This window comes from Cohnella nanjingensis, from assembly GCF_014212125.1.
Taxonomy (GTDB): domain Bacteria; phylum Bacillota; class Bacilli; order Paenibacillales; family Paenibacillaceae; genus Cohnella; species Cohnella nanjingensis.
In genome coordinates, this window is record NZ_JACJVP010000024.1 from 218,377 (window position 1) to 234,240 (window position 15,864).

At 60.5% G+C, this 15,864-nt stretch carries 16 protein-coding genes; 4 read left to right on the top strand and 12 right to left on the bottom strand.

What is annotated here, in order from left to right; translation table 11 throughout:
• Window positions 1-50: 50 nt before the first annotated feature.
• The 3 genes from H7C19_RS14790 to H7C19_RS14800 are packed head-to-tail and all read right to left on the bottom strand — an operon-like array spanning window position 51 to window position 1,478.
• A complete protein-coding gene (locus tag H7C19_RS14790) occupies window positions 51-365 on the bottom strand; it encodes a DMT family transporter (RefSeq protein WP_185143432.1) in 315 nt (104 codons plus the stop codon).
• Entirely contained in the window at window positions 362-712 is a 351-nt protein-coding gene (locus tag H7C19_RS14795) for a DMT family transporter (RefSeq protein ID WP_185143433.1), read from the bottom strand. Before H7C19_RS14795 ends, H7C19_RS14790 begins: the two co-directional genes overlap by 4 nt.
• Entirely contained in the window at window positions 681-1,478 is a 798-nt protein-coding gene (locus tag H7C19_RS14800) for a MerR family transcriptional regulator (RefSeq protein ID WP_185143434.1), read from the bottom strand. Before H7C19_RS14800 ends, H7C19_RS14795 begins: the two co-directional genes overlap by 32 nt.
• 153 nt (window positions 1,479-1,631) lie before the next feature.
• Between H7C19_RS14800 and H7C19_RS14805 the strand changes: the two genes are divergently transcribed.
• Window positions 1,632-1,934, top strand: coding sequence for a hypothetical protein (locus tag H7C19_RS14805; RefSeq protein ID WP_185143435.1), 303 nt, complete (start codon window positions 1,632-1,634; stop codon window positions 1,932-1,934).
• A 19-nt stretch (window positions 1,935-1,953) separates the two neighbouring features.
• Here the strand turns inward: H7C19_RS14805 and H7C19_RS14810 are convergent, their stop codons facing one another.
• The 8 genes from H7C19_RS14810 to H7C19_RS14845 all read right to left on the bottom strand — a co-directional run bounded on the left by H7C19_RS14810 (window position 1,954) and on the right by H7C19_RS14845 (window position 11,543).
• Window positions 1,954-2,625, bottom strand: coding sequence for a lysoplasmalogenase (locus H7C19_RS14810; protein ID WP_313731658.1), 672 nt, complete (start codon window positions 2,623-2,625; stop codon window positions 1,954-1,956).
• A gap of 30 nt (window positions 2,626-2,655) precedes the next feature.
• Window positions 2,656-4,026, bottom strand: coding sequence for an aldehyde dehydrogenase (locus H7C19_RS14815; RefSeq protein WP_185143436.1), 1,371 nt, complete (start codon window positions 4,024-4,026; stop codon window positions 2,656-2,658).
• Window positions 4,027-4,735: 709 nt separating this feature from the next.
• Window positions 4,736-5,578, bottom strand: a complete 843-nt coding sequence (locus tag H7C19_RS14820; protein WP_246469513.1) for a nucleoside hydrolase — start codon at window positions 5,576-5,578, stop codon at window positions 4,736-4,738.
• Between the two features lie 143 nt (window positions 5,579-5,721).
• Window positions 5,722-6,633, bottom strand: coding sequence for a nucleoside hydrolase (locus tag H7C19_RS14825; protein ID WP_185143437.1), 912 nt, complete (start codon window positions 6,631-6,633; stop codon window positions 5,722-5,724).
• Window positions 6,634-6,793: 160 nt separating this feature from the next.
• Window positions 6,794-7,747: an ABC transporter permease gene (locus H7C19_RS14830; protein WP_185143438.1), complete on the bottom strand. Its 954-nt coding sequence runs from the start codon at window positions 7,745-7,747 to the stop codon at window positions 6,794-6,796.
• Window positions 7,740-8,789, bottom strand: coding sequence for an ABC transporter permease (locus H7C19_RS14835; protein WP_185143439.1), 1,050 nt, complete (start codon window positions 8,787-8,789; stop codon window positions 7,740-7,742). The genes H7C19_RS14830 and H7C19_RS14835 overlap by 8 nt, the downstream gene beginning before the upstream one ends.
• Window positions 8,782-10,338, bottom strand: coding sequence for an ABC transporter ATP-binding protein (locus H7C19_RS14840; RefSeq protein WP_185143440.1), 1,557 nt, complete (start codon window positions 10,336-10,338; stop codon window positions 8,782-8,784). Before H7C19_RS14840 ends, H7C19_RS14835 begins: the two co-directional genes overlap by 8 nt.
• Window positions 10,339-10,421: 83 nt before the next feature.
• Window positions 10,422-11,543, bottom strand: coding sequence for a BMP family ABC transporter substrate-binding protein (locus H7C19_RS14845; RefSeq protein WP_185143441.1), 1,122 nt, complete (start codon window positions 11,541-11,543; stop codon window positions 10,422-10,424).
• Between the two features lie 178 nt (window positions 11,544-11,721).
• Between H7C19_RS14845 and H7C19_RS14850 the strand changes: the two genes are divergently transcribed.
• The 3 genes from H7C19_RS14850 to H7C19_RS14860 all read left to right on the top strand — a co-directional run bounded on the left by H7C19_RS14850 (window position 11,722) and on the right by H7C19_RS14860 (window position 14,041).
• The gene (locus tag H7C19_RS14850; RefSeq protein ID WP_185143442.1) at window positions 11,722-12,480 is read left to right on the top strand and encodes a helix-turn-helix transcriptional regulator; all 759 of its coding nucleotides are present in this window, start codon (window positions 11,722-11,724) and stop codon (window positions 12,478-12,480) included.
• Between the two features lie 544 nt (window positions 12,481-13,024).
• A complete protein-coding gene (locus tag H7C19_RS14855; protein WP_246469514.1) occupies window positions 13,025-13,453 on the top strand; it encodes an ester cyclase in 429 nt (142 codons plus the stop codon).
• A gap of 120 nt (window positions 13,454-13,573) precedes the next feature.
• Entirely contained in the window at window positions 13,574-14,041 is a 468-nt protein-coding gene (locus tag H7C19_RS14860) for a MarR family winged helix-turn-helix transcriptional regulator (protein ID WP_185143444.1), read from the top strand.
• Between the two features lie 90 nt (window positions 14,042-14,131).
• On the opposite strand, the gene H7C19_RS14865 is transcribed toward H7C19_RS14860, so the two are convergent.
• Window positions 14,132-15,721 carry a bifunctional metallophosphatase/5'-nucleotidase gene (locus tag H7C19_RS14865; protein ID WP_185143445.1) on the bottom strand — a complete coding sequence of 530 codons (1,590 nt, stop codon included), beginning with the start codon at window positions 15,719-15,721 and terminating at the stop codon, window positions 14,132-14,134.
• Window positions 15,722-15,864 lie beyond the last annotated feature (143 nt).

The window sequence follows — 15,864 nt, forward strand, 5'->3', positions numbered from 1 at the left end:
TATTGTTAGGATCTGCGGCGAAGCCCTCGCGGCCTGGTTCCTCTCTCGGCTCAACCGGCGATCTTCAAGCCGACGACGGAGAGAATGACGCCGAGCATGCAGCCGATGCGCGCCCAGCTCTTCGGTTCCTTGAAGAAGATCATCCCGACGATGGCGGCGCCGACGGTGCCGATGCCGGTCCACACCGCGTAAGCCGTCGCTAGTTGGATCGTCTCCATCGCCCGGATCAGCAGCTGGAAGCTCAGGAGGAATCCGACGATCAGGATGAGGTTGTTGGTCCAATTGTTCTTCTCCGCCACCCGCTTGATGCCGATGACCCCGATGATCTCAAGCAGCCCCGCGGCGACGAGCAGGAGCCAATTCATGCGGTCTCACTTCCTTTACCCGACAGTTTCAAGCCGATAATGCAAGCCAGCAGCAGCAGGATGAACGCGATGCGTATCGCGCTCACGCCCCCGCTGGACACGATCTCCACCAACGTGGTTCCGAGCGTGCCCATCCCGGCGAAGACGGCGTATACCGTGCCGACCGGCAGCGCTTTGGTCGCGCGGATCAGGAGGTCGAAGCTGGTCAGCAGCGCGACCAAGATGACGATACTCGGAACGTACGCGTATTTGAATCCGCTGGCCCATACGATCTCCAGCAGCCCGCCCATCACGACATAGCTCCAGGCACGGGATTCAGGAATGGGCCGTTCTATCTGCTTCGCCATGGGGCGTCCCCTCCTGATCCTGTTGCAAGTAAGCATCGACGATGCGGTCGATGTAGCCCATCACGTCGGCATCCAATCCATAGACTTTGGTCTCCTCGTTCGCCTCGGGGCGAATCATCGTCCAGTATTTCTCGATCAACTGCTCGTCTTGTTCGAACCAATCCATAGAGATCTCTACAAACTGCCGGGCGAGATCTTGGGAGACGTCCGAGGACGGGGGTTCGTGTAGATGCTCCATGGCCGCGCGGATTAGCTTCGCCCACTTCATGGCGCGGGGATCCTCCGAGCTCAGATCCGGCAGGTTCTTCAGGATGCGAATCTCGCGTTCCGTAAAATGCCGGGCGAAGAACGACTCTCGCACGTTCGGCGGCGTCTGCAGCGCCCGGATGAACAGAAAGATGTCCTCCGCTTCGATCTCGCCCTTCATCTCTAGCGCATGCCGCGCCGTCTGCAGCAACTTCTCCATCTCGTCGAGGCGGGTCCTCTCTTCCGCGATCGCGGCGAGCTCGAAGTCGAGAAACGACTTCCAACGGGACTCCTGGGCGCCCTTCCCCGTTGTCAACAGCAGCTCCTTGATGGAAGCAAGCGTAAAGCCTAATTCCTTCAGAGCGGTAATATGCTGCAGCAATCGCAATTCCTCATTCGAATAATAGCGATAGCCCGATTCGGCTACCTTGGCAGGCTTGAGCAGCCCGAGCTCGTCATAGTATCGCAGCGTTCGAATCGATATATGGGTCCTTTTGGACAGCTGTCCGATGGTGAACATACGGTCCCTCCTCTCTGCTACCAGTATAAAGTCTCCAGTATGCGTGAGAGTCAAGGCTTTTCGCGAGAAAAGGTTGATGGCGTCACGGGATAGCGGCTTATAATGGAGCTAAGATCGCTTCCGATGCGCCGCAGGCGTGGAAAGGAGACCCCCGTGAAGCCATTCGGGAAGGAAGAAAAAAGGATTGTGGTCGACGGTCATCCCTATCATTGCGTCATCGACGAGATCCCGCATCATGAGCGGGTTAGCTTGAGGATCTATGCTTCCAAAACCGCTTGTTGCGAGGTGCTGTTCACCTGGAAGGGGAATTGGCGGATCAACCTGCACAAGCCCAAAACGCTCGCAAGTCTCGTGCGTTATGCGATAGCGCAAGGCTGGGACTGCCATCGGGAAAATAGCGCGATGAAAATCGAGGATGGCGATCTCCTTATCGAGACGTTAAGCCTGGAGGCGTGAGCCTACCCTAAGCTGGCGTTCAACGGGCGTGGGGGAGATCGGCGGGGTAGGTACGCGCAGGGGCCGCGACCGTCCGAATGCTGTAGGCGATGCAGAATTGCGCGGCGTAATAAGTGGTCATGATGAGGACGTTGGCGTGCGCCACGTCGGAGACGAAGAGATTCCAGGAGAGGATGGAGTCGGAGATCATGAACAGGAGGCTGCCGACGATCGCCCAAGCTTTGCCGGTCATGATGGCGGACCAGACCATGAGAGAGATCACGGCGATGTAGAGAATCACGGGGATGATCAGGCCGTCCTTGCCGTCTCGGACGAGCGCGTGGACGAGCTCCCAGCCCATGAATACGGCATAGAGGCCGATCGGGACGATCGCAGCGGACCGAATCCGCGAGGATCGCCATTGGCGGAAGAAGCTCGCCATATAGAACAGGTGTCCGATGAGGAAGGCGGACAACCCGACGATGAACCACCCCAGCAGACCGTCTCCCAGCATGCAGAAGAACAAGCCGATCAATAGCATCCAATGGCAACCCCTCCGAGGGGTCGGGAAATGCAGGTAGGCGTACGCGATGACGAGCCACATCGGGATCAGCTTGAACAGCAGCTTGACCGCGTGCGGATCCGACGGGATCACGAAAATGTACAACGCGCTCATCAACAGAATCAGCAGCGGCAACCCGTACTTTTTCACAGGGATTGCTCCTTTGTCGGGAGATAGAAGCTACTTCAGGAACCGTTTGATCCATCTCAGCGCATGCTTCGCGTTCGGATACCGAAAGGGAATATCGAACAAGGTCGTCTGCTTGAGCACGCCCTTGCGGTGCGAGAACAGTTCGAAGCTGCTCCGGCCGTGATAGGCGCCCATCCCGCTGCCGCCAACCCCGCCGAAAGGCAGGTAGGGCGAGGTAAAGTGATAGACGGTATCGTTCACGCAGCCGCCTCCGAAGGAGGCGTCGTTCAGCACCTGCCGCTGAATCGGCTTGCTCTCCGAGAAAATATACAGCGCGAGCGGCTTGGGCCGGCGATTGATGGCTTCGATGACCTGCCCGATATCTTGGTACGCCAACACGGGCAGGATCGGACCGAAGATCTCGTCCTGCATGACGGGGGCGTCGGGGGAGACCTCGGTCAGCACCGTCGGCTCGATCAGCAGCGCGTTCGGGTCGCTCTGCCCGCCCGCGGCGGCGACGCCGTCCGCCAGGAAGGCCTGCAGCCGGCGGAAATGCTTGTCGCTCACGATGCGCGTGTAGGACGCGTTCGCGAGCGGGTTCGCGCCGTACAGCTCGTCGATGGCGCGCTTCAGGTGATCGAGAAACGCGGTCTTCACGGATTGATGCACATATACGTAATCCGGCGCGACGCACGTCTGGCCGGCATTCATGAACTTGCCCCAGGCGATCCGCTTGGCGGCCAGCTTCAGATTCGCGTCTTCGTGCACGATGCAGGGGCTTTTGCCCCCGAGCTCCAGCGTGACCGGGGTCAGCCGCTTGGCGGCGGCCTCCATGACGACCTTCCCGACCGCGGTTCCGCCCGTGAAGAAGATGTAGTCCACCGGTTCGGCCAGCAGCGCCTGGCTCGTCTCGGCGTCGCCTTGGACGACGGCGATATATTCCGCTCCGAATGTCTCCCGAATGAGCAGAGCCAGCACCTCGGAGGTGCGGGGCGTGAGCTCGGACGGCTTCACGACGGCGCAGTTGCCGGCGGCGATCGCCCCGATGAGCGGCGCGATCGCGAGCTGGAACGGGAAGTTCCAGGGGGCGATGATGAGGACGACGCCGTAAGGCTCCGGATAGATCGAGCTGCGCGAGCCGATGTGCGTGAGGGGCGTCTTGACCTTCCGGGGGCGGGCCCAGGAACGTAGATGCTTCATGACGAAGCGGATCTCCTTCAGCACGATGCCGACTTCGGAGGCGTAAGCCTCGAATTCGGATTTGTTCAGATCCTGCCGCAGCGCCTGCAGGATCCCGCGCTCATGCTTGCGAATGGCGTTCCCCAGCTGGCGGAGCGCCTCCTGCCGGTAGGCGAGCGGCTTGGTCTGGCCGGTCTCGAAGAAGGCTTGTTGCTTGCGGATCAATGCCGTGCAGCTATCCACGCGTTCACCTCGCGAGTTCCGATTCCATGTTCGTATACGCTTATCTTGTTGGTTCGGGGGTCCGCTGTCAAGATAGCGCATACATTCGGCTGCGTTTGCTGACCGTCATGCGGAGCGGGAGGCCTGGTCCGGCGCTGTAACGATACATTTTATCGTTGCAGCGGGCTGAGGCGCCGTGATCGGCGCTGTAACGATACTTTTTATCGTTGCAGCGGGCTGAGGTGCCGTGTTGGGGTCTGTAGCGATACTTTTTATCGTTACAGCGGGCTGAGGCGCCGTGTTGGGGTCTGTAACGATACATTTTATCGTTGCAGCGGGCTGAGGCGCCGTGATCGGCGCTGTAGCGATACTTTTTATCGTTACAGCGGGCTGAGGCGCCGTGTTGGGGTCTGTAACGATACATTTTATCGTTGCAGCGGGCTGAGGCGCCGTGATCGGCGCTGTAACGATACTTTTTATCGTTGCAGCGGGCTGAGGCGCCATGTTCGGGTCTGTAGCGATATTTTTTTATCGTTACAGCGGGCTGAGGCTATCAATCGGACGCAAATGAAAAGAGATTCGAATGCGGCCGCTTGGCCTCGCATCCGAATCTCCTTACGCAATCAGGAGAAAGCATCCAACAGCAGGTCGATCGCCAGCTCCGCGTCCACGTCGACGCAAACTTGGATCGGGGCGCCGACGGCAGGCATGCGGCGCAGGTCCGCGATCGTCATGCCGGCGCTCTTCTTGCCCTCGCACTCGACCGACAGGTGCATCGTCTGGCTACGCACGATGCCCGGCTCCACGGCGGCCAACATTGTGAGCGGTCGTGCAAAGGCGCGCACTGGCGGAATGCGTTGGATTGGCGGTAGAAGTCGAAGTAGTACTGCATCGAGCGGTTCACGAAGCTGGCCGCTTCGCGGTTGTGCGGGCTGCACGTCCGCTCCAGCGCGTCCAGATGGGATTGATGCAGCAGCGTGCGCATCGTGACGTCCAGGCCGACCAGCGTGACCGGCAGCCCGGATTGGATGACGAGGTCCGCTGCTTCCGGATCTCCCCATATATTCGCTTCGGATACGGGGGTGACGTTCCCTGGGACGCGAATCGCGCCTCCCATGATATAGACGTGCTTGACCTTGGACGGGAGGCTCGGGTCCTTGCGCAGCGCGTGCGCAAGATTGGTCAGTCTGCCCAGCGCCACGATAACCAGCTCGTCCCGACGCTCCTCAGCCGCTCGGACGATGAAGTCTTCGGCGGGTTCCGCGATCGCCCGTTGTCCGGACGGCGGCAGCTCTACGTCTCCAATGCCGTTCTCGCCGTGCACGTTCGTGGAGAACCCTGCGAGCTCGCGAGCAAGCGGGCGGGAAGCGCCCTGGCTGACGGGGATCTTGCCCTCGCGTCCGGCCAGCTTCACGATTCGAAGCGTATTCTCGGTCGCCTGCTCGACGGGGATGTTGCCGAATACGGTCGTGATGCCGACGATATCGGCTTTGCCGCACTTCAAGCCGTAAAGGATGGCCAGCGCGTCGTCGATGCCGGTGTCGGCGTCGATGAGGATCTTCGGTAGGGTCATCTCATGCTCCTTTAGGGGTTGATGGGCAGGAAGTCTGCCAGCGGGTTGATTTGCAGGAAACTTTCAGCTCTTGCTTCATCGGCATCCCGTCCCAGGCGCCGTCTTTCATCTCCCGGCGGCGGCCGCGACAGCCGAATTCGGCTTCATCGGGCGTCTTCCTGCAGCAAGCGGGCCATCAACAGCCGGACCAGCCGCTCCGCATCCACGTCGAGACACACCTCTACATTGGCGTTGTCGGCCTTCGTCGCCACCGTCTGTCCGGTCTTCGGCCGATGATCGTATTCAATCTGCACGCTCATCTTCTGCGTCTTCACGAGGCTGCGGTCGATGAGTAGGGAGACCGTGAGCGGGTCGTGCATGAACGTGTGGTCTTCCTTCACGAAGGCGAACCACCGCGCCATCATATCCGCGAGCTTCAGATTGAGAGGGTCGTTCGACTGAATCAGCCGCTGCCGCTCCTGTTCCGTGATCTGGACCTTCAAGGTCACGTCGAGTCCGACCATGACGATCGGCGCGCCGCTGCCGAAGACGACGGAGGCGGCTTCGGGATCGCAGGAGATGTTATGCTCCACGATTCGCATGTCCGCCCCGTTGTCGCCGAGCCGGGTCACGCCGCCCATCAGCACGATTTCTTTGACGTTGCGCGCCACCTGCGGCTCGCGGATGAGGGATGCGGCGATATTGGTGAGCGGCCCGATCGGGATCAGCGTGATCTCGCCGGGGTTGCGCATGACGGTATCGATGATGAAGTCCACGGCATGACGGCTGTCGTAAGTCAGCTCTTCACCTGGCTCCAGCAGGCCGTCGCCTTCGTGGCCCGCCATCCAGACGGGGCGGTTGCGCAGCAGCGACTCGTCCAGGCCGGCCAATACGGGGATTCCCGTGCGGCCCGAGAGCATCAGCATCTTGCTGACCATCCTCGCGCGGAGACGGGCGTCGCCGTATACGGTCGTGACCCCTTCGAGCTTCAGTTCGGGAGAACGCAGGGCGAGGGCGATCGCCATCGCGTCGTCGATGTCGCTGCCGATATCGGTATCTATGATTACACGGTTCATCGTTCCAGTCCTTTCCGTGGACGCCCGGGCTGGGACATCCGGCTATAAGTCTAATGTTGAGAAATTCATACCGCAGCCGGGTTCTGACCTCAACATCCGAGAATGACGCCGCTTGCGCATAAACAGCTAGCGTTCGTGCGCCTTAGGGCCATCTCGGACGTCAAACCTGCTTGGCCTTTTTCAATTCTTTCTTCGTCATCTTCCGTTTCTTCATCTTGGTCTCGGCCACCGCGTAGACGACCAGTCCGATCACCGTGACGACATAGGGGGTCGTGCCGACGAGCTCGGCGGGGATCTTCAAGATCTGGAGCGCATTCGCGAGCGCGTCCGCCGCCCCGAAGAGCAGGGAGGACAGGAAGGTGCCGATCGTCGTGCTGCGTCCCACGGCCTCCGCCGCGATCCCGATCCAGCCGCGCCCCGCGGTCATGTCCCGCGTGAAGAGCGACAGGTAGCCCATCGACATGTAGGCGCCGCCGAGGGCCGCGAAGAAGCCGCTGATCAGCAGCGAGACGAACTGGACGCGGTTGACCCGGACGCCGACCGATTGGGCGGCCTGGGGGTTCTCCCCGACGGACCGGATGCGCAGGCCGAGCGGCGTCTTCGCCAGCAGGTAGTAGAGGCCGGCGACGGAGACGAGCGAGACGTACGTGAGCACGTTGTGTCCCGACAAGATCGGGCCCAGCACGGGAATGTCCTGCAGCAGCGGGATGTGCAGGGAAGGGAGCGTCGCGCTCTTCAGCGACGTCGAGGCGCCCTTGTCTCCGCTGACCAGGTACAGGATGAACACCGTGCCGCCGGAGGCGAACATGTTGACCGCGATCCCGCCCAGGATGATGTGCGTCTTGAACTTCAGCGTGAAAAATCCGAGCAGCGCGGCGATGGCGACGCCCGCGAGAATCCCGGCCAACAAGCCGACCCAGGCGCTGCCCGTATAGGCGCTCACGATGACGCCGGTCAAAGCCGAGACGAGCATCGTCCCCTCAAGGCCGATGTTGACGATGCCGGCCTTGTTCGAGATCAGAGCGCCGAGCGCCGCGAACAGGATCGGCGTCATGACGCGCAGCACGGAGAAGGCGAAGTCCGTCGAGAACAGAATATCGAAGAAGTTACTCACGGATTCCCGCCTCCTTCAGCAGCATCCGGGTCTTCCAGAACTTCAGGAACTGCTCGGCGGAGATGAGCAGGATGATGACGGCCTGGACGATGGAGATCATCTCGGCCGGGACGTCGGACATGCGGGCCATCTGGTCGGCGCCGATGCGGATGTAGGCCAGGAACAGCGCGGCGCCGATGACGGACAGCGGATTGTTCTTGGCGAGCAGCGCGACCAGCGCCCCGTCGAGCCCGTACCCGGGCAGGGACGTCCACTGGAACCGGGTATACATGCCGAGCACCTCGACGGATCCGCCCATGCCTGCCAGGAAGCCCGCGATGAGATGCACCGTGATGATGACCTTCGTCGTGTTGATGCCGGAGTATTCGGCGAAGGACCGGTTCGAGCCTGTCATGCGCAGCTCGTAGCCCCACTTGGTTCGATACATGTAGTAGTGCACGGCGACGATGCACAGCAGCGCGAGAATCAAGCCCAAGTGGATGCGCGTGCCCGGGATGAGATTCGGAAGCAGCGCCGTCGGCTGCAGCTTGTACGAAGAATTGCTGAACGCCTGGGGGTCCCGCAGCTTGTAGTTCAGGAAGTACAGGCCGACCCCGAACAGGATGCTGTTGAACATCAGCGACGTGACGAGCTCGTTGACGTTCCATTTGGCCTTCAAAATGCCGGGGATGGCCGACAGCAGCGCGCCGGTGAGCGCCCCGGCCAGGATGGAGACGATCGGGTGCAGCCAGCCGCTCAGCGTCCAGTGGATGGCGATCGTCGAAGCGACGATGCCCGCGAAGTAGAACAGGCCTTCGGCGCCCAGGTTGAACAGGTTCGTCCGGAACAGCAGGACGACGGACAGCCCGGTGAACATCAGCGGGATCGCCATTTCCACCACATTGCCGAGATGGGAGACCGACGAGACCGGTTCGACCAGGAAGATCAGGATCGTCCGCAGCGGATCGTCGCTGATGATCGCGATGATTAGGAAGGTCAAGAGGAGGGCGATGAGGATAACCGCCAGCGTCCGGATCTTCTCGAAGTGTGCCGATTTAATCATGGATAGCCCTCCTGACTTCCGCATCGCTCTGCCGCTCGATGCCGAGCATGGCGAAACCTAGACGCTCTTCCGTCACTTGCTTGACGTCGGGGTAGTACGCGACGAATTGCCCGTTGTACATGACGAGGAGGCTGTCGCTCACTTCCAGGATCTCGTTCAGGTCCGCGGACAGAAGCAGGATGGCGCAGCCGTCCGCCCGCATCTCCAGCAGCCGTTGATGGATCAGCTGGGCCGCGCCCACGTCCACGCCACGGGTGGGCTGCTCGGCGATCAGCAGCTTCGGACCGGCTTCGCACTCCCGGGCGACGACGACCTTCTGCATATTTCCGCCGGACAGCATGCCGATCGGCTGCTCCGGACCTTTCGCGCGGATCTTGTACCGGTCGATCTGCGCCTCGGAGAAACCGGCGATTTTCTTGCGGTTCAGCAGCAGTCCCTTGTTCCATTCCTTCATTCGGTAGAACATCGAGATGAGGTTGTCCGAGATGCTGGCGTCCTTGGCCGCCCCTTGGCGCATCCGGTCTTCGGGAATGTAGGAGACGCCCAGCTGCCGAATCTCCTTGATCGTACGTCCCAGGATCGTCTCTCCGCCGACCGCGACTTCGCCTTCGGCACCGGAGAGGCTGCCGGTCAGCGCCTTGACCAGCTCGGCTTGCCCGTTGCCCTCGACGCCCGCGATGCCCACGATCTCGCCTTCGCGGATCGTGAATCCGATGTCCTGCAGGACCGGCTTCCGTTCGGGATTGATATACGAGAGATTCCGCACCTGAAGGACGGAGGGGCCGGGCGGGCGATCGCCTTTGTCATACTTCAGCACGACGTTCCGGCCTACCATCAGCCGGGAGATCTCCTGCTCGGACACCGCCGACGTCTCGAACACGCCTTCCGTCCTGCCGCCGCGCATGATGGTGATCCGGTCGCAGATCACTTTGACTTCCTTCAGCTTGTGGGAGATGAAGACGATCGTGTGGCCTTCGCGCTTCAGCGCCAGGAGCTGCCGGAACAGCTCTTCGGTCTCCTGGGGCGTCAGCACGGCCGTCGGCTCGTCCAGGATGAGAATATGGGCGCCGCGGATCAGCACCTTGAGGATCTCGACCTTCTGCTTCATGCCGACGGAGAGGTCCTCCACCTTTGCCAACGGATCGATCGCGAGGTTGTACCGGGCGGACAGCTCCCGCGTCATGCGGATCGCTTCTTTGTAGTGAATGTTGAAGCCCTTGGTCGGCTCCATGCCGAGGATCATATTGTCGACGACGGTGAGCGAGGGGACGAGCATGAAGTGCTGATGCACCATGCCGATGCCGTTGTCGATGGCATCCTGGGGCGAGCGGAACCGCACCTTGCGGCCGTCCAGCACCATCTCGCCTTCGCTGGGCTCCTCCATGCCGAAGATCATCTTCATCAGCGTGGACTTGCCCGCGCCGTTCTCGCCGACGATCGCATGGATCTCGCCCTTGTCGAGCGAGAAGTTCACGTTCGCGTTCGCGACGACGCCGTTCGGATAGACCTTTGATATTTTTCTCATCTCCAGCAGGGGAGATTGATCCATGACCGTATGGCTCCTTTCGTATCAGTCGGTCCAGAAGAGCGAAGGGGATTCCCGCGCTGGCAGAATCCCCTTCGACGAGCGAGTTATGGTTTGACGGACTGGCGAATCTCTTCGATCTTGCTCGTATCCATCCCCATCGCGTTGCTGACCTTGATCTCGCCCAAGGCGAGCTTCTTCTTGAGGTCTTCGATCCGGGTACGGATCGATTCCGGCAGGACGCTGCCGTACACGCCGTTCTCGGCCAGGCCTACGCCGTCTTGCTGAAGACCGGCGACTTCCAGCTTGCCCTTCGCGAGCGTGCCTTCTTTGGCTTGCTTCACCGCGTTCAGGATGACGGAGTCGATCTTCTTGATGGCGGAGGTGAAGATGAGGCTCGCTTTCTCGTCGTCGGTGCCTTGCATCATGGCCGATTGGTCGGAGTCGACGCCGATCGCGTACTTCTTCTGCTCCTTGGCGGCATCGAAGACGCCGAGCCCCGTTCCGCCCGCGACGTTGAAGATGACGTCCACGCCGGATTTGTACTGGAGCAGGGACATCTCTTTGCCTTTGCCCGGATTCGCGAAGTCTCCCGCATAGGAGATGGCGACCTTGATATCCGGCACGACGTACTTGGCGCCCTCGATGTAGCCGACCAGGAAGGCGTTGATGCCCGGGATGTCCATGCCGCCCAGGAAGCCGATCTTCTTGTCCGGATTCGCGTTCGGCAGGTCGGAGGTCGAAGCGAGCGCGGCCGCGGCGCCGGCGAGGAAGGAGACCTCGTTGGTGGCGTAGGAGACGGCGTAGACGTTCGAAGCGACTTCGGCGATGTCCGTGTCGTAGTTGATGAAAGTCTTATCGGGGTGCTTCTCGGCCGTCGCGTTCAGCAGCTCCGTGATCTGCGATCCGCCGGAGATGATGACGTCCCAGTCTTGGGCGGCCACATCGTCGAAGGTCGGCTCCCACTTCGTCTGGTCCGCGCCCATCTCGATGACCTTGGTGGAGGCGCCGAGCTTCTCTTTGACTTGGTTCAGGCCTGCGTTCGCGGCGTCGAAGAACGACTTGTCCCCGAGCGTGCCCGGGATGAGCAGCACGACCTTGAACCCGCCCTTGTCCGGCTTGTCGGCACCGTCGTTGGATCCGGCATTGCCGGGCGTCGTCGTATTTTTAGAGCAAGCGGTTACAAGAATCATAACCATCAGCAAGAGCAAAGGCAGCGCTTTTTTCATCGACCGATCCCTCTTTTCGCGTATTTGTGCGTTCATCGACGGCCGTCTGATTAAAGCTTGCCAGGATTTAATGATTCGGCTATCCATGTGGTATAATCGTAGCAAAAATCAGAGCGGTTATTTATCCGCATTCGGTCAGAATTCTTATACGATTCGGCTAATATGGAGATGAGCGCGGGTGAATTCGCTCGACTTTCTATTCTATTCCAAGCGGGAATCCAGCCGATATATCCCGCTGCACAGCCATGAGTGCTACGAGCTGGTTTATTATTTTGGCGGTTCGGGGGAGTCCCGGATCGGTTCGCGGTTCTTCGCCTTCGCCGACAACATGTTCGCCGTCATCTCGCCCGGCACGATCCACGATGAACGGCACGACCTCGAGGGCGACGTGCTGTTCATCGGCTTCCACAGCGACAGCGCCGCGCTGCGGAAGATCGACGCGGTCATTCAGGACGACGAGGACAGCTATCTGAAGCAGCTGATCCTTCGGATGAACGAAGAGTTCACGGGGAAAAAGCACGGCTACTCCGACATGCTGAACTACATGACCGGCGAGCTCGTCATTCAGATCCAGCGGCTGACGGACAGGCGGCGGTCCGAGGAGTCGTCCTTGAGCCAGCTGCAATATGTACGCAACTATATGGAGGAGAACTACCGGCAGAAGATCGCGATCGAGTCGCTCGCGAAGATGTCGGGATACAGCTACGATCGCTTCCGCCATCTGTTCCGGGAGACGTACGGCATCGCGCCGCTGCAATATTTGTTCAAGAAACGGATGGAGTACGCCAAGCTCATGCTGTACGAGACGAATCTGCAAGTGTCCGAGATCGCGCTGTCGGCCGGCTTCTCCAGCGAGGTGCAGTTCTGCAGCATGTTCAAGCGCGAGACGGGTTTGACGGCCAAGGCCTTCAGGAAACGTACCGAACGGCAAGGATAGCTGCGACAGAAACGGCATCGGCATCGGCATCGGCGGCGACTGAGGCTGCAGGAACTGCAGCAGTGGCGGCAACGGGACGCCCCTACTGGCATTATGGGCCTCGTTCGCGCAATACATTCGCCGTTCGGGCCAACCTCCAACGCGAGCAGCAGGGCGCCATTGGCTGCCGCGAGCTGCGATAAATACCAAAATGCAAAAGCACCTTCGAGTGGAGGGTGCTTTTTTGCCGTTGCTGCGTCGGTTCCTGCAATGTCCCGGAGGGACGCCCATAGGAAGAGGGTGGCCGAAACCTACTTGGCCGCAAAGGACCGAGATAACCCCATTGTGCGGTTATCTTAGCGTTTCGGGGTCGCAAAAGGACCGAGATAACCTCATTCTGCGCTTATCTCCACGCCGCCTCGGCCAAGGACGCGAGCGGGGGGGCGGCCAATCGGCTAAATCATGCGGCTCTGCCATGTAGTCAATTAACTTGACTAAAATGACGATCGTGCTATGATGGATATAAGTCAATTAGCTTGACTATATGGACACTGGAGGAAACACGATGATGGAGAAGAATAAGGAATTGGTAAGCGCGTTTGTTCGGGAGTTCTGGAACGAAGGGAACCTATACTGCCTGGAACGGTATCTGTCGGCGGACTATATCGACCACGCCTATGTCCCGGGCAATCGGGAAGGGCTCGCGCAGATGGCCGGCATCTTGCGTGCGGCGTTTCCGGATCAAGCATCCGCCGTGGAGAGCATGGTTGCGCAGGATGATCGCGTGGTCGTCAGACTGAGGCTGACGGGGACGCATGAAGGGAACTTCAGAGGGACGGAAGCGACATTCAACCCGGTGGACGTGAAGCTGTACCGGGAATACCGGATCGCGGACGGCAAGATCGCGGAGCACTGGGCGCTGCTCGACACCGCCTCGCTGCTTCGCCAGATCGGCGCGGAATTGAACGAGCAGCCAGCCTGCCGGATCAAATGATCGTTCAAAGGAGTAGGAGGCCGTCCCGAATGGGGGCGGCCTCCGTTCTTTTCCCCGATCCGTGGTAAAATGGTACAAAGCCATCGGCGTTAGGATGGATCCGGCTGGAGGGACGCGGCAATGACGGAACAGGCTTGGGGCTACGAACTGACGATTCTCTTCGCGAATGCATTTCGCATGGCCGTTGAAGAGCTGCATGATGAACTGGCGAAGATCGGATTCGACGACGTGCGGCCTTCCCATGGCTTTATCTTTCAGAGAATCTCCCATGGCGGCGCGACCGGCAACGAGTTGGCCGACCATCTGGGCATTACCAAGCAGGCGGCGAGTCTGACGATCGATTATCTGGAGCGGCAAGGCTACGTGAGCCGGCAGCCTCATCCTTCGGACCGGAGAGGCAAGCTCGTCGTGCTGACGGAGCGGGGATGGGCATGCATCCGCGAGACGGAGCGCATCTTCTCGGCGATCGAGAGCCGTTGGGAACAGTCGCTCGGCCAAGACAAAGTACAAGCCCTCCGGTTGAATATGCGCGAATTGGTCGGCACCTTCCCGAATGGCAAGCCGGGCGCGTTCCGCCCCGTCTGGTAGTGCCGACTGAATAGGATAGTCCGAGTCTCATGACAAAAAGCCTGCCGCCCCGGCAGGCTTTTCGCAATGCATCAATACCGCATCCAATGTCTAATAGACGACCTTCCAATTATGATCGCAGGTAGCGACTATGGTCTTGCGCGCCAGGATATAGTCGGCCAGAATCTCCGTCATGTCCGTCGGGATGTCGCGGACGACCGGCTTGTCCTTCAGCATGTCGAAGTTGCCGCCGCCGCCCGCGCGATAGCTGTTCATGGCGACGTCAAAGGCAGCTTCCAGATCCATGGGGATGCCGCCATATAGCAGCTTGGCGACCCGCTGACCCTCCGGCATCGCGATGTTCAACTCGTATTCGATCCCTTCCCACATATCGTAGTTGAAGTGCTGCGGCTTCGGCTCCAGGTAGGCGGGAGACACCGCGAGGCCGCCCGTCCGTTCATCCAAGACGAAGTAGCCGGCGTTTTTCTCGAGCGCTTCCTTGATGTCTCGGCCGGACAGCCGTATGACTTTGAGCGTATTGGGATAAATATAATTGGACACGACGTCGCGCATCGTGATTTGTCCGTCGAATCCTCGGGCCTCATTCGTAAAGATGGCCGCACAGGAGATCTCCGCCCCCGTCACTTCCATCTGCACCCGATTGACGAACTCCGTGAACGCATGATCCGCTTGCCGGGCCGCGAACGGGTCCGCGATCGAGAGCTCGCCCTCGGCCGTGCCGATCGGCTGATCCAGCCATTCCTGCGTCTTCCGTTCATCCGCCGCGAACATGGCGAGCAGCTCCTCGTCCGCCGCGACCGATTCGTCCACTTGCAGCAGCCTGGCGGTCTTGCGCCGCAGCGTCCAACGGCCGTCTTCTCCGCGCTCGAAGGCCAACTGCACCTTCGCGAGCGCTTGGCCGGCGCTGCCGGGCTGCGCGATCGCCACGCCGTTCATCTCGCCGGCCAGCAGCCGGTGCTGATGTCCGGTCAGGAGAACATCGATGCCCGGGATTCGCGAGCAGATCTCGTAGCCTTGATTCTCCCCCGTGAGCGGTTCGGTCGGTTCGCCCGTGGCCGGGTCCCGCTCGAATCCGCCATGGTAGGCGACGACGACCGCGTCCGGCCGCTCCGTCTCGCGGATCTGCGCGACCCAGCGCCGGATGGAGGCCGCCGCGTCTTCGAAAGCCAGGCCTTCGACATGGGCCGGCTCCTCCCAATTCGGGATATAGGAGGTCGTCGCCCCGAGCACGGCGATCCGGATCCCCTCCGGTATCGTGAAGATCCGGTAAGGCTGGCCGAACGCCGGCTCGCCGTCGGCCGCGCGCAAGATGTTGGCCGACAGCCACGGACAGTCGGAATCTGCGACCGCATGGCCCAGCAGCTCCAGGCCGTAGTTGAACTCGTGATTGCCGAACACGGCGGCATCGTAGCGCAGCGCATTGAGCGCCTGGGCGGCCGGGTGCGTGCCGCTCCGATCGTACTTGGCATAGTGGTACATGAACGGCGTTCCCTGCAAGAGATCGCCGTTGTCCAGGAGCAGCAGCGCCGGATCCTCGCGGCGTTCCTGCTGGATGAGCGTTGACAGCTTCGCCATGCCGAGCGGCTTGTCCCCGGGACCCCGATAGTCCGTCGGATAGAGATGGCCGTGGACGTCGCTAGTGCTTAATATCGTTACGATGGTTTCCTCTTGCGGGTGCATCCCAATCCCCTCCCTCCCGAGTATAGCGCCTTCCTGCATAGATTCCTTATAGATAACAGAAAATTAACATGGGGTTTACAATAATCGCGAGACGGGCCTATATACCTATGTTACCATTGCATTCGTAACGAAAATACACAAAT